Annotated in this window: 8 protein-coding genes; 4 read left to right on the plus strand and 4 right to left on the minus strand. The window is 60.9% G+C overall.

Annotated features, from left to right (window positions below; all coding sequences use genetic code 11):
* Positions 1–219: 219 nt before the first annotated feature.
* The 4 genes from aceE (at position 220) to msrA (ending at position 8,234) form a co-directional block, all read left to right on the plus strand.
* Positions 220–2,865 (plus strand): pyruvate dehydrogenase (acetyl-transferring), homodimeric type, encoded by a 2,646-nt coding sequence (gene aceE / locus JH25_RS15035; protein ID WP_003187985.1) that lies wholly within the window; start codon positions 220–222, stop codon positions 2,863–2,865.
* An 11-nt stretch (positions 2,866–2,876) separates the two neighbouring features.
* Positions 2,877–4,517, plus strand: a complete 1,641-nt coding sequence (gene aceF, locus JH25_RS15030) for a dihydrolipoyllysine-residue acetyltransferase (RefSeq protein WP_032878267.1) — start codon at positions 2,877–2,879, stop codon at positions 4,515–4,517.
* Between the two features lie 303 nt (positions 4,518–4,820).
* The gene (locus tag JH25_RS15025) at positions 4,821–7,514 is read left to right on the plus strand and encodes a putative bifunctional diguanylate cyclase/phosphodiesterase (RefSeq protein WP_032878268.1); all 2,694 of its coding nucleotides are present in this window, start codon (positions 4,821–4,823) and stop codon (positions 7,512–7,514) included.
* A gap of 72 nt (positions 7,515–7,586) precedes the next feature.
* Positions 7,587–8,234 carry a peptide-methionine (S)-S-oxide reductase MsrA gene (gene msrA, locus JH25_RS15020; RefSeq protein ID WP_032878269.1) on the plus strand — a complete coding sequence of 216 codons (648 nt, stop codon included), beginning with the start codon at positions 7,587–7,589 and terminating at the stop codon, positions 8,232–8,234.
* Positions 8,235–8,305: 71 nt separating this feature from the next.
* Here msrA and JH25_RS15015 read toward each other — a convergent pair whose 3' ends face one another.
* From JH25_RS15015 to putP, 4 genes are all read right to left on the minus strand, one after another.
* The gene (locus JH25_RS15015; RefSeq protein WP_032878270.1) at positions 8,306–9,142 is read right to left on the minus strand and encodes a 23S rRNA (adenine(2030)-N(6))-methyltransferase RlmJ; all 837 of its coding nucleotides are present in this window, start codon (positions 9,140–9,142) and stop codon (positions 8,306–8,308) included.
* Between the two features lie 97 nt (positions 9,143–9,239).
* On the minus strand, positions 9,240–9,965 hold the full coding sequence (locus tag JH25_RS15010) for a DUF4123 domain-containing protein (protein ID WP_032878271.1): 726 nt from the start codon (positions 9,963–9,965) through the stop codon (positions 9,240–9,242).
* Positions 9,965–11,986 (minus strand): type VI secretion system Vgr family protein, encoded by a 2,022-nt coding sequence (locus JH25_RS15005; RefSeq protein WP_032878272.1) that lies wholly within the window; start codon positions 11,984–11,986, stop codon positions 9,965–9,967. The genes JH25_RS15010 and JH25_RS15005 overlap by 1 nt, the downstream gene beginning before the upstream one ends.
* Positions 11,987–12,200: 214 nt before the next feature.
* Positions 12,201–13,685 (minus strand): sodium/proline symporter PutP, encoded by a 1,485-nt coding sequence (gene putP / locus JH25_RS15000; protein ID WP_005784119.1) that lies wholly within the window; start codon positions 13,683–13,685, stop codon positions 12,201–12,203.
* Positions 13,686–13,864: the final 179 nt, after the last annotated feature.

Raw genomic sequence — 13,864 nt, forward strand, 5'->3', positions numbered from 1 at the left:
GATTATGCTCACCAGCAAGACCGAGCCATACGCTCAGTCTTGTGTAGTTTTACTACTCGTATATACATTCGAAAGGCTGAAATGGCCGACGATTTGTAGTAAAACTACAGGACGCCGAAGCAACCTTCGGCCATCCAAGAATTTATGTCGTCTGCCCACAAGGCCAGTCGCAAACTTCAGGCAACCGATTCTGGTAGCCTTTCCGCCCTGGAGCAAGCCATGCAAGACCTCGATCCCGTCGAAACCCAGGAATGGCTGGACGCCCTGGAATCGGTTCTCGACAAAGAAGGCGAAGACCGTGCTCACTACCTGATGACCCGTATGGGCGAACTCGCGACCCGCAGCGGCTCGCAACTGCCTTACGCCATCACTACGCCATACCGCAACACCATCCCCGTTACCCACGAAGCACGCATGCCTGGCGACCTGTTCATGGAACGCCGCATTCGCTCGCTGGTACGTTGGAACGCCATGGCGATGGTAATGCGCACGAACTTGAAAGATTCGGACCTGGGCGGTCACATTTCCAGCTTCGCTTCCAGCGCCACCCTGTATGACATCGGCTTCAACTACTTCTTCCAGGCCCCGACCGACGAACACGGCGGCGACCTGATCTACTTCCAGGGCCACACCTCGCCAGGCGTCTACGCCCGTGCGTTCATGGAAGGTCGCATCAGCGAAGAACAAATGAACAACTTCCGCCAGGAAGTCGACGGTCAGGGCCTGTCGTCCTACCCGCACCCTTGGCTGATGCCTGATTTCTGGCAGTTCCCGACCGTTTCCATGGGTCTGGGCCCGATCCAGGCGATCTACCAGGCACGCTTCATGAAGTACCTGGAAGCCCGTGGCTTCATCCCGGAAGGCAAGCAGAAAGTCTGGTGCTTCCTGGGCGACGGCGAGTGCGACGAGCCGGAATCCCTGGGGGCCATTTCCCTGGCCGGCCGCGAGAAGCTCGACAACCTGATCTTCGTCATCAACTGCAACCTGCAGCGCCTCGACGGCCCGGTTCGCGGCAACGGCAAGATCATCCAGGAACTCGAAGGCGTGTTCCGTGGTGCTCAGTGGAACGTGACCAAGGTCATCTGGGGCCGTTTCTGGGACCCACTGCTGGCCAAGGACGTCGACGGCATCCTGCAACGTCGCATGGACGAAGTCATCGACGGCGAGTACCAGAACTACAAGGCCAAAGACGGCGCGTTCGTTCGCGAACACTTCTTCAACACGCCTGAACTCAAGGCGATGGTTGCCGACCTGTCCGACGACGAAATCTGGAAGCTCAACCGTGGCGGCCACGACCCGTACAAGGTCTACGCGGCGTACCACGAAGCGGTCAACCACAAAGAACAACCGACCGTCATCCTGGCCAAGACCATCAAGGGTTATGGCACCGGTGCCGGCGAAGCGAAGAACACCGCGCACAACACCAAGAAAGTCGATGTCGACAGCCTGAAGTTGTTCCGCGACCGCTTCGACATCCCGGTCAAGGACGAAGAGCTGGAGAACCTGCCGTTCTTCAAGCCTGAGCCAAACAGCGCCGAGGCCCGCTATTTGAGCGAGCGCCGCAGCGCACTGGGTGGCTTCGTGCCACAGCGCCGCGCCAACAGCTTCAGCGTACCGACGCCGGACCTGAGCACCCTCAAGGCCATCCTTGACGGCTCGGGCGACCGTGAAATCTCCACCACCATGGCCTTCGTGCGCATCCTCGCGCAATTGGTCAAGGACAAGGACATCGGCCCGCGCATCGTCCCGATCATCCCGGACGAAGCCCGTACCTTTGGTATGGAAGGCATGTTCCGCCAGTTGGGCATCTACTCCTCCGTCGGCCAGCTCTACGAGCCAGTCGATAAAGACCAGGTGATGTTCTACAAGGAAGACAAGAAGGGCCAGATCCTCGAAGAAGGCATCAACGAAGCGGGCGCCATGAGCTCCTTCATCGCTGCCGGTACTTCGTACTCCAGCCACAACCAGCCGATGCTGCCGTTCTACATCTTCTATTCGATGTTCGGCTTCCAGCGTATTGGCGACCTGGCTTGGGCAGCAGGCGACAGCCGTACCCGTGGCTTCCTGATCGGCGGTACCGCCGGGCGCACCACGCTGAACGGCGAAGGCCTGCAACACGAAGACGGCCACAGCCATATCCTGGCTGCCACCATCCCGAACTGCCGCACCTTTGATCCAACCTACGGCTATGAGCTGGCGGTGATCATCCAGGACGGCATGAAGAAGATGACCGAAGAGCAGCAGGACGTTTTCTACTACATCACCGTGATGAACGAGTCCTACCAGCAGCCAGCCATGCCGGCCGGTGTGGAAGAAGGCATCATCAAGGGCATGTACCTGCTCGAAGAAGACACCAAGGAAGCGGCGCACCACGTACAGCTGATGGGCTCCGGCACCATCCTGCGCGAAGTGCGTGAAGCGGCGAAGATCCTGCGTGACGAATTCAACGTCGGCGCCGACGTGTGGAGCGTGACCAGCTTCAACGAACTGCGTCGCGACGGCCTGGCCGTAGAGCGCAGCAACCGTCTGCACCCTGGCCAGAAGCCAGCCAAGAGCTACGTCGAAGAGTGCCTGGCCGGCCGTAAAGGTCCAGTCATTGCCTCTACCGACTACATGAAACTGTTTGCTGAACAAATTCGCCAGTGGGTCCCGTCCAAGGAATTCAAAGTCCTGGGCACCGATGGTTTCGGCCGCAGTGACAGCCGCAAGAAGCTGCGTCACTTCTTCGAAGTCGACCGTCACTTCGTGGTGTTGGCAGCCCTGGAAGCCTTGGCTGACCGTGGTGAGATCGAACCCAAGGTGGTGGCTGACGCCATCGTCAAGTTCGGGATCAACCCGGAAAAACGCAACCCACTGGACTGCTGAGGAGATTTTTTGTGAGCGAACTCATTCGCGTACCTGACATCGGCAGCGGTGAAGGTGAAGTAATCGAGCTGTTTGTGAAGGTCGGCGACACCGTCGAAGCCGACCAGAGCATCCTGACCCTGGAGTCGGACAAGGCGAGCATGGAAATTCCTGCTCCCAAGGCCGGCGTGGTCAAGAGCCTGAAGGTCAAGCTGGGCGACCGCCTGAAAGAAGGCGACGAACTGCTGGAACTGGAAATCGAAGGCGCCGCTGATGCAGCCCCTGCGGCGGCTCCGGCTGCCGCTGCTGAACCTGCGCCTGCCGCTGAAAAACCTGCTGCCGAGGCCCCAGCGGCCCCGGCTGCTGCACCTGCCGCCGCCACCGTCCAGGACATTCACGTCCCGGACATCGGCTCGTCGGGCAAGGCCAAGATCATCGAGCTGCTGGTCAAGGTCGGCGACACCGTCGAAGCCGATCAGTCGCTGATCACCCTGGAGTCCGACAAGGCCTCCATGGAAATCCCTTCGCCGGCTGCCGGCGTAGTGGAAAGCATCGCGGTCAAGCTGGAAGACGAAGTCGGCACCGGTGACTTCATCCTCAAGCTGAAAGTACAAGGCGCTGCCCCGGCCGCCGCTCCAGCACCGGCGGCTGCTCCGACTGCCAAGGCTGAAGCCGCTCCGGCCGCTGCTTCCCCGGCACCTGCTGCAAAAGCCGAGGCCACACCGGCCCCTGCTGCTGCCGCACCTGCGCCAAGCGGTGCCAAGGTGCACGCCGGCCCTGCCGTGCGTCAGTTGGCCCGCGAGTTCGGCGTCGAGCTGAGCGCCGTCTCGGCCAGCGGCCCGCACGGTCGTGTGCTGAAGGAAGACGTGCAGGCTTACGTCAAAGCCATGATGCAAAAGGCCAAGGAAGCACCGGCTGCCGGCGCGACGGGCGGCTCGGGCATTCCGCCGATCCGTACCGTGGATTTCAGCCGCTTCGGCGAAACCGAAGAAGTGCCGATGACCCGCCTGATGCAAATCGGCGCGGCCGGCCTGCACGCCAGCTGGCTGAACATCCCGCACGTGACTCAGTTCGACCAGGCCGACATCACCGACCTGGAAGCTTTCCGCGTTGCGCAGAAAGCCGTGGCCGAGAAGGCCGGCGTGAAGCTGACCGTGCTGCCACTGCTGCTCAAGGCCTGCGCGCACCTGCTCAAGGAACTGCCGGACTTCAACAGCTCGCTGGCGCCAAGCGGCAAGGCGATCATTCGCAAGAAATACGTCAACATCGGCTTTGCCGTCGACACTCCGGATGGCCTGCTGGTACCGGTCATCAAGAACGTCGACCAGAAGAGCCTGCTGCAACTCGCTGGTGAAGCGGCTGCGCTGGCTGCCAAGGCCCGCGACAAGAAGCTCACCCCGGATGACATGCAGGGCGCCTGCTTCACTATCTCCAGCCTCGGGCACATTGGCGGCACTGGCTTCACGCCAATCGTCAACGCGCCGGAAGTGGCGATCCTGGGTGTTTCCAAGGCCACCATCCAGCCTGTGTGGGACGGTAAAGCGTTCCAGCCCAAGCTGATGCTGCCACTGTCGCTGTCCTACGATCACCGTGTGATCAACGGCGCCGCCGCTGCACGCTTCACCCAGCGCCTGAGCCAGTTGCTGAACGACATCCGTACCATCCTGCTGTAAACCGCAGGGCCTTCCCTTTACGGGGAAGGCCCTTGCCGCACCGATTTCCGAGCGCCACGCTCGTACCTCAACCCCGCCACTTGGCGGGGCTTTTTTTGTGCGCTCGGTGTACGCACAGAACAGGTTTGTACACCTTCTGTCACTTCGATTGCAGAAATCCCCCGCACGGCCGATAACTGCCTTATAGCACTTAGCCTTCATCCTCTCTTGTCAGTGCGTGCCGCATGATGCAACCTTGCCGCAGGCGACAGTAAAGAGGGCGTGAGCCGGGCGCCACGCGCATTTTCCCAAGCGAGTTTCCCCATGAAAAGCCAACCCGATGTCGCCCGTATGGCGGCCGAGGTAGTGACGCAATTACCGGTGCCTTCGCGCCTCGGTATGCTGCGTTTCGAGCGGCTTAATGAGGCAAGCTGGGCCCTGCTGTACCTCGATCCCAATTGCGAGCGCCAGTTCGGCCTGCCAGCGGTGGAACTCTGTGCGCTGATCGGCACGCCCTACGCCAGCCTGATGGAGCCCCAGGCCCGCTATCAGCTGCACGACGCAATCCAGCAGCAACTGACCCACAGCCCCCATTACCTGGTGCGCTATACCCTACACACCCACGACGGCCCGATGAGCCTGCTGGAAATGGGCGAGGCCTACAAACAACACAACCGCCATCTGCTGCGCGGCTACCTGATGGTGGTCGACGGGCTGTTCAGCGATACCACCGCGCCCGCCCCGACCGCTGACCTGGAAAACCAGAACAGCCGCCTGCAGATCGCCCTGGAACTCAACCAGCGTGCGCAGCAGGAACAGTTGCAACACCTGGAACGGGTGCGCGCCCAGCAGGAGCTGATCCTGCTGCTGGCCCGACAGCGCTACACCACGCCCAATTCGCTGCAAGAAGCCGCTGAGCTGATCACCCGTAGCGCGTGCGACATTTACCAGATCGACTGCGCCAGCATCTGGCACCTCGAAGGCCAACATCTGGTGCCTATCTCGGCGTACCACCGCGCCGACCAACAGCACCGCCTGCCCCAAGCCATCGATGCCAGCGGTTTCCCGGATTATCTGGAAGCCCTGCACTCCAGCCGCGCCATCGACGCCACTCATGCCCAACGTGACCCGCGCACCCGGGAAATGGCCGAAAGCCTGCGCGCCAACGATATCCACGCGATGCTCGACGCCAGTATTCGTGTCGACGGCCAGGTCGTCGGCGTGCTGTGCCTGGAACAAAGCGGCAGCTCACGTGCCTGGCAGTCCGATGAAATCGCGTTTGCCGGCGAGCTGGCAGACCAGTTCGCGCAAGTCATCAACAACCACAACCGCCGTACCGCCACCAGCGCCCTGCACCTGTTCCAGCGTGCTGTGGAACAAAGCGCCAATGCCTTTCTGCTGGTCAATTGCGACGGCGTGGTGGAGTACGTCAACCCCAGCTTCACCGCAATTACCCAATACAGCGCGGAAGAAGTCCACGGCCATCGCCTGGCGCAACTGCCGGCCCTGGAAAATCTCAGTGAGTTGCTGTTCGACGCGCCGTCGGCCCTGGCCAAAAGCAACAGCTGGCAAGGCGAGTTCAAAAGCCGGCGCAAGAACCTGGAGCCCTACTGGGGCCAGTTGTCGATTTCCAAGGTGTATGGCGATAACCGCGAGCTGACCCACTACATCGGCATCTACGAAGACATCACCCAGACCAAGCTGGCGCAACAGCGCATCGAGCGCCTGGCCTACACCGACAACCTGACCAACCTGGGCAACCGACCGGCGTTCATCCGTAACCTCGACGAACGCTTTGCCCGCGACAGCGACAGCCCGATCAGCCTGCTGCTGGTGGACATCGACAACTTCAAGCGCATCAACGACAGCCTCGGCCACCAGACCGGCGACAAGTTGCTGATCAGCCTGGCCCGCCGTTTGCGCAATAGCTTGAGCAGCGGCGGCAGCCTGGCACGCTTTGCCAGTAACGAGTTCGCAGTGCTGTTGGATGATTCCGACCTGGAGACCGGCCAGCAGGTCGCCAGCCAGTTGCTGGCCACGCTCGACAAGCCGATGTTCGTCGACAACCAGTTGATCAGCGTCACCGGCTCCGTGGGCCTGGCCTGCGCGCCGCTGCATGGCCGCGACCCGCAGACGCTAATGCGTAACGCAGGGCTGGCGCTGCACAAGGCCAAGGCCAACGGCAAACACCAGGTGCAAGTGTTTACCGAAGCGTTGAATGCCGAAGCCAGCTACAAGCTGTTCGTGGAAAACAACCTGCGTCGCGCCCTGACCCAGAACGAGCTGGACGTGTTCTACCAGCCCAAACTGTGCCTGCGCAGCGGCCGTCTGCTGGGCATGGAAGCCCTGTTGCGCTGGAACCACCCGGAAAAGGGCATGATCCGCCCCGACCAGTTCATCAGCGTGGCCGAAGAGACCGGGTTGATCATTCCGATCGGCAAATGGATCGCCCGCCAGGCGTGCCGCATGAGCAGGCAGTTGAGCGCCGCCGGCATGGGCAATTTGCAGGTGGCGATCAACCTGTCGCCCAAGCAATTTTCCGATCCGGACCTGGTGACCTCGATTGCCACCATCCTCAAGGAAGAACAGCTACCGGCCAACCTGCTGGAGCTGGAGCTGACCGAGGGTTTGCTGCTGGAAGCCACCGAAGACACGCGCCTGCAACTGGACCAGTTGAAAAGCTTTGGCCTGACCCTGGCCATGGACGATTTCGGCACCGGTTACTCGTCGCTGAGCTACTTGAAAAAATTCCCCATCGACATCATTAAGATTGATCGCAGCTTTATCCACGAGATCCCGGATAACCAGGACGACATGGAAATCACCTCGGCAGTGATCGCCATGGCTCACAACCTCAAGCTCAAGGTGGTGGCCGAAGGCATCGAGACAGCCGAACAGTTGGCGTTCCTGCGCAGACACCGCTGCGATGTCGGCCAGGGCTACCTGTTCGACCGACCGATCCCCGGTGCAGAGCTGCTGACAATGCTTAAACGCTACCCGCGCGGGCCAATCGCCTGACAGCGCTGTAACACTCGGGCACACTGACTGTCTGACAATTTACTGTTACTCAACCTGACGAGAGGACTGATCATGGTCTTGCGCTCGGAAATTCTGGTGAACAAAAACGTGCTGCCTACTCAAGAACAAGCTTTGCCTGGCCGTGAAACCCCGATGAAGCTGCCGGAAACGCACTTCGTCAACGGCAACCCGCTGCTGGGTCCGTTTATTGATGACGTCGGTTTTGCGATCTTCGGCCTGGGTTGTTTCTGGGGCGCTGAACGTAAATTCTGGGAACGCGACGGCGTGGTCAGCACGGTGGTCGGCTACGCCGGCGGCTACACGCCGAACCCGACCTACGAAGAAGTCTGCTCAGGCCTGACCGGCCATAGCGAAGTGGTACTGGTGGTGTATGACCAGGCCAAGCTCAAGTACGAAGACTTGCTGAAGATGTTCTGGGAATTGCACAACCCGACCCAGGGCATGCGCCAGGGCAACGATATTGGCAGCCAGTACCGCTCGGTGATTTATGCCACCACGCCTGAACAATTGGCGGCGGCCAAAACCAGTGCCGAGGCTTATCAGCAAGAGCTGAACAAGGCCGGCCTGGGTGAGATCACCACGGAAATCGAAGAAGCACCGACGGTGTACTTTGCCGAGGCGTATCACCAGCAGTACCTGGCGAAGAATCCGCAGGGGTATTGCGGGATCGGCGGCACAGGCGTGACCTGCCCGATCTAAGGTCAACATAGAACCAAATGTGGGAGCAAGCCCCCTCCCACATTTAGTTTTGTGTGTGGCCTGAGCGCTGACTATTCAGCGATAAGCCAATCCATCTGCCACCCACCCTGGGTCTGCCCAAGTTTCTTGGACACCCACGGCAGCAACTCACGCAACTCCTCTTCCAGACCCCACGGCGGGTTGGCAATCGCCAGGCCCGAGCCGGTCAGGGTGTTGGGCGTGTCCAGTGGATGCACCAGCAGTTCCACCCGCAGCAACTTCGGCGCACCGGTACCGGCCAGGTCCTGGTAGAAGCGGCGCAACATGCGCTGGTCCTTCACCGGGTACCAGATCGCCGCGACCGTCTGGCGCATGCGGCTGACGGCTTCCTTGAGGGACGCCGCACAACGCTGCATTTCGTCGAGCTTCTCGAACGGCGGATCGATCAGCATCAACGCGCGTTTTTCCGGCACCGGCAACAGGGCACGCGGCACATGCCAGCCTTCGCCCAGATGCACTTTGACCCGGCGATCACCCTTCATATTGTCCTTGAGCAGCACGCCATCTTCGGGGTGCTTCTCGTTGAGCAGCACACGGTCCTGGGGACGCGTGAGGCGTCGCGCCAGCTCCGGCGAGCCCGGGTAGTAGCGCAACTGGCCGTCCGGGTTCATCTCGTGCAGCACGCGCATGTAGTCCGCGGTGAGCGGCGGCAGGTCGCTTGCGCCCCACAGGCGAGCGATGCCTTCCAGGTATTCACCGGTGCGGTTGGCCTGGTCGCCCTGCAAGTCGTACAGGCCAATGCCGGCATGGGTGTCGAGGTAGGCGAACGGCTGCTCCTTGCGCGACATCAGGGCGATGAGGCGGGTCAAGGTCAGGTGTTTGAAGACATCGGCATGGTTGCCGGCGTGAAAGGCGTGACGATAATTCATGGTTGCTCCTGCGCAGGGGGCGAAGTTTACCTTCTACCGGTGCAAAGGTGCAGGGCCGCATGGCGGGCGGTACGGATATCACGCGAGCCTCATGGGTTTAACTCAGTTGTACGCCAAGGTAGTCCGCCACCTCGGCATGGCCGATATCCGGCCTGCGTGCGAAGTAGGCGACCTTGTGCTGCAGGATCGTGGGTGTAAACGCAGTGTATAAGTCGGGACGCTGCTCCTGGAGCCATTGCAACACGTTGTAGATCAGCACCTGGGGCGAGTGTTGCGCCAGGCTTGCCAACAATGGCGCCGGCACTCGCCACCAAGGGCTGGGTTTGGCCGCAGCCACCTGGCGGGGCGAGACTGCCAACGACTGTCCATTGATTAAGTAACGCTGGAATACGGGCAGCACAGTGGCGGCATCGTCACCCAACTGCTGCAACATCGGCAAAAACTGCGCGCCATCCCAGAAGCGCAAAAATACCGGCTGATCTTCAGGCAGGTACACCTGGGTCAAACCCTTCAAGTGATCGATCACAACCTCCAACGGGCACGAAGACACCGCCAGCCAGCCCCAGTCCAAGGCCTGGGTGGTGGCTACCCAGTCGAGAAAAGCACTGCCAGGCTCGACAACGCCAACATAAGGCATCACCTCATTCCAATCGGCATAGGGCGTGCCCGCCCACACCGGTTGCGGCGGTGGTGCGACCGCTATGGTTTGCCAGGCTGCAAACGGCTTGGCCTCGCTGGTGTTGCCCATGACGACGTATAGCTGCTCATCAGGCTGCAACGGTTTTTGGGCCAGCCAGGCGCGGGGCGTCAAGGGTGAGGCCATCAGGGGAAACTCCGTGCGTGGGCGCTGATATCGCACTGCCCGTTTTTGCAGCGCTCACACTCTTCGCAAAACGGCGCACTGCGCTTGAGGCTGGCCACTTGCGCAGGGCTTAGCGGCGCGGGAATAACGGCCAACAATGTTTCCTTCACCCCCGGCATTAACGGCGGCGCCGCCGGAACAGGCGCGCCGCCTGGCTGGATTGGCACACTGCTGAATATCCCGCCCGCCGACAGCGTGATCGACTGCCCGCCCGCTTGAATCGTCACGCTGGCCCCCGCATCAATGACGATGCTTTGCCCAGCGCCCAATTGAATGGTCTGCCCGGCACGCATGTACTGCGAACCGCCGACCGCCAGATGATCATCCTGCTTGAGTTCAGTGAGGCGGTTGCCATGGGTGATGCGCCGCTCTTCACCCTGCAACTCATGGTGCGACTCGCCGCCCACCCGCACACGACGCTGGTTATCGACCTGCACCTGTTGGTCATTGAGCACATGCTGGGTCCAGTCCCGCTGGGCGCGCAGGTAGATTTCCTCGGCCCCCTTACGGTCTTCGATGCGCAGTTCGTTGTAGCCTCCACCGCCCGGGCTGCTCTGGCTACGCAGGATACTGCGGGTCTTGTCCGCCGGCAGGTCGAGGGGCATCGGCGTGGCGGCATTAGGCAGGCACCCCACCACCAGCGGCATATCCAAATCACCATTGACGAAGCCCACCAGCACCTCCATGCCGACCCTGGGTATCAGCACCACACCATAGCGGTCATGGGCCCAGCCGCTGGCCACCCGCAGCCAGCAACTGGAATGATCGTTGTGCTCGCCGATGCGATCCCACGCCATCTGCACCTTTACCCGTCCGTATTCGTCGCAATGGATCTCACTGCCAACCGGGCCAGTGACCACTGCGCTTTGGTAACCCGATATCGTCGGGCGCGGCTGCTCAGCCAAGGGCGGGCGAAAGATTGCATCCCACGGCGTGGCAACAAAGGTGTTGCCATACCCCTGACGAAACGCCCCGCCAACCACCTCGGTGACCGCTTCCTCCAGCACCTGGGGCTGTTTGCCTTCGTGGGTGACTTGGGTGACCAGCCATAAGTCATTCCACTCCTCGCGCGGGTGCTCCCTCAATTGCAGGAACCTGCCGCCGGCCAAGGCCGGTTCGTCGCTTTGCCCCTGGGCGATGCGGTAGTCGCTGCGGTGCCGCTCCAGGCTACGCTGGGCGAGGTATTTGCCATGGGCCCGGTCGGAAAAATAGCCGGGGAACTGCTGCGCCTCAAGCTTGGGCAACTGCGCGTCGGCCGCCGTGCTTTGCAGCTCGAGGTGCGGTTTGCAAAAATCGTAATCGCGCAGATTGACCGCCGTGGTGCGGGTTGCCAATTGCAGTGTGAAACGCTTGATAGCCGGCGCCTGGGCAACCATGCCCGACCCAGGCCGGTACGGCGTGGGCTGATCGACCTGGGCAAATACCGTCTGGTCATCGCCAAACACCAGCAAATGAGCATCGGGGCAATGCTGAAAGTGATAGTGAATGCCGACTTCGGCACACAGGCGTTGGATGAACGCCAGATCCGTCTCACCGAATTGCACGCAATACTCGCGCTCAGGGTATTGACCGCTCAGCCGGAACTCAAAGCTGTCACTGTGGATGCCCTGCCCCGCCAACACCTGCGCAACGATCTGCGGCACCGTCTGATGCTGGAAAATCCGCTGATGACTGCTGTGCGCCAGATATGCCAGGTGCGGCGCCAGGCTGAGCTGGTAGCGTGTCAGGCGCCGTCCGGAATCGCCTTGGGCGACCCGGTACACCAGGCCATGCACACCATGGCCGCGGTCATCGAAACCCAGGTATACCTGACGATGCAGCAAGCTCTCCAGGTCGATATCCGGCTGCTCGCTGACCAGCTCAAGTTCGAAACGGTAAGGCTGGTTGATGGCCTCGGAGCCACTGAACTCATACACCTTGAGGTCACTGGGCGCCCCATCCAGGGCCAGGGTAAATGCACTTTGGTTGGCAGGAGCGAACATCCGGTGTTTCTCTGCGAAGGGTGGCAGCCGATTCTGCACCAGCTTTTTGCCCGGCCGGGCGTATCGCCGGCAAATCAGTAAGGTCCTACCTGTGCCTTCATCCAGCCACCCTCGAAGGCAACCAGGCGAACTGGCCGAAACAAAAACGGCCCGCCATCCAAAGGACGCGGGCCGTTTTTGTTTCAACTGGACAGGCGCTCAACGCCCGGCGCAGTTATTTGTTGAGGTTGTAGTCTTTTTCCGCAGCATCAAAACGCTCGACCATACCAACCGTCGGTGCGCCCATCTTGCTCACGAAGTAGATCGCCAGGCTGGCGAAGATGAAGCCTGGGATGATTTCGTACAGACCCAGCAGTTCAAAGTGCTTCCACACGATCACGGTGATCGCGCCGACCAGGATGCCGGCCAGTGCGCCGTTGCGGGTCATGTTTTTCCAGATCACCGAGATCAGCACCACAGGGCCGAACGCAGCGCCGAAACCGGCCCAGGCGTAGCTGACCAGGCCCAGGACGCGGTTTTCCGGGTTGGCGGCCATGGCGATGGCGATCAAGGCCACTACCAGCACCATGATCCGACCGACCCAAACCAGCTCAAGCTGGGAAGCGCCTTTACGCAGGAACGCCTTGTAGAAGTCTTCGGTCAGGGCGCTGGAGCACACCAGCAACTGGCAGCTCAAGGTACTCATCACCGCCGCGAGGATCGCCGACAGCAATACACCGGCAACCCATGGGTTGAACAGGATTTTGGCCAGTTCGATAAACACTCGCTCAGGGTTTTCAGTGACCGGGCCAGCCACTTCCGGATGCGCCGAGAAGTAAGCGATACCGAAGAAGCCCACCGCCACGGTGCCGCCCAGGCACAGGATCATCCAAGTCATGGAGATGCGACGTGCGTTGGCAATCGACTTCACCGAGTCGGCCGCCATGAAACGCGCCAGGATGTGCGGCTGGCCGAAGTAGCCCAGGCCCCAGCCCATCAGCGAGATGATGCCGATGAAGGTGGTGTTTTTCAGCATGTCGAAGTTGGTCGGGTCTTTGGCTTCGATGGCCAGGAACGTGGTGTCCACACCGCCGGTGGCCAGCAGCACGATGATCGGCGTCAGGATCAGCGCGAAGATCATCAGCGTGGCTTGTACGGTGTCGGTCCAGCTGACCGCCAGGAAACCACCGATAAAGGTGTAGGCAATCGTTGCCGCAGCACCGGCCCACAGCGCGGTCTCGTAGGACATGCCGAAGGTGCTTTCGAACAGGCGGGCACCGGCGACAATGCCGGAGGCGCAATAGATGGTGAAGAACACCAGGATCACCACTGCCGAGATGATCCGCAGCAGGCCGCTTTTATCTTCGAAGCGGCTGGAGAAGTAATCCGGCAGGGTCAGGGCGTCGCCGTTGTGTTCGGTCTGCACCCGCAGGCGGCCAGCCACGAACAACCAGTTGAGGTAAGCACCGGCGATCAGGCCGATGGCAATCCAGCTTTCCGACAGGCCGGACATGTAGATGGCGCCCGGCAGGCCCATCAACAACCAGCCGCTCATGTCGGAAGCACCGGCCGACAAGGCTGTCACCACGCTACCGAGGCTGCGACCGCCGAGGATGTAATCGGAAAGGTTGTTGGTGGAGCGATAGGCCATCAAGCCGATCAGCACCATTGCTGCGATGTAGATCACGAACGTGATCAGGGTTGGATTGCTAACGCTCATATGAGTGACGCCCTGGCTTTGTTTTTATGTAGCGACGGTCTGTCAGATCGCCACTGGTGGATAACCGAGTAGACGAGCCTGCTAGCCGCGCATTTATGACTGGCGTTTCCCCAGGAAAGCCGCCAGCCGATGAACCAAACCTTAGAGGTGGTTGCACCTTGGTGCGCGAATGCTATTCA

It is taken from the genome of Pseudomonas sp. BRG-100, assembly GCF_000737955.1.
Taxonomy (GTDB): Bacteria; Pseudomonadota; Gammaproteobacteria; order Pseudomonadales; family Pseudomonadaceae; genus Aquipseudomonas; species Aquipseudomonas synxantha_A.

Excerpts from the sequence above, each read along its gene's own strand:
- JH25_RS15005 (WP_032878272.1), bottom strand. The coding sequence starts at position 11,986 with ATGTTCGCTCCTGCCAACCAAAGTGCATTTACCCTGGCCCTGGATGGG.
- aceE (WP_003187985.1), top strand. The coding sequence starts at position 220 with ATGCAAGACCTCGATCCCGTCGAAACCCAGGAATGGCTGGACGCCCTG.
- JH25_RS15015 (WP_032878270.1), bottom strand. The coding sequence starts at position 9,142 with ATGAATTATCGTCACGCCTTTCACGCCGGCAACCATGCCGATGTCTTC.
- msrA (WP_032878269.1), top strand. The coding sequence starts at position 7,587 with ATGGTCTTGCGCTCGGAAATTCTGGTGAACAAAAACGTGCTGCCTACT.
- JH25_RS15010 (WP_032878271.1), bottom strand. The coding sequence starts at position 9,965 with ATGGCCTCACCCTTGACGCCCCGCGCCTGGCTGGCCCAAAAACCGTTG.
- JH25_RS15025 (WP_032878268.1), top strand. The coding sequence starts at position 4,821 with ATGAAAAGCCAACCCGATGTCGCCCGTATGGCGGCCGAGGTAGTGACG.
- putP (WP_005784119.1), bottom strand. The coding sequence starts at position 13,685 with ATGAGCGTTAGCAATCCAACCCTGATCACGTTCGTGATCTACATCGCA.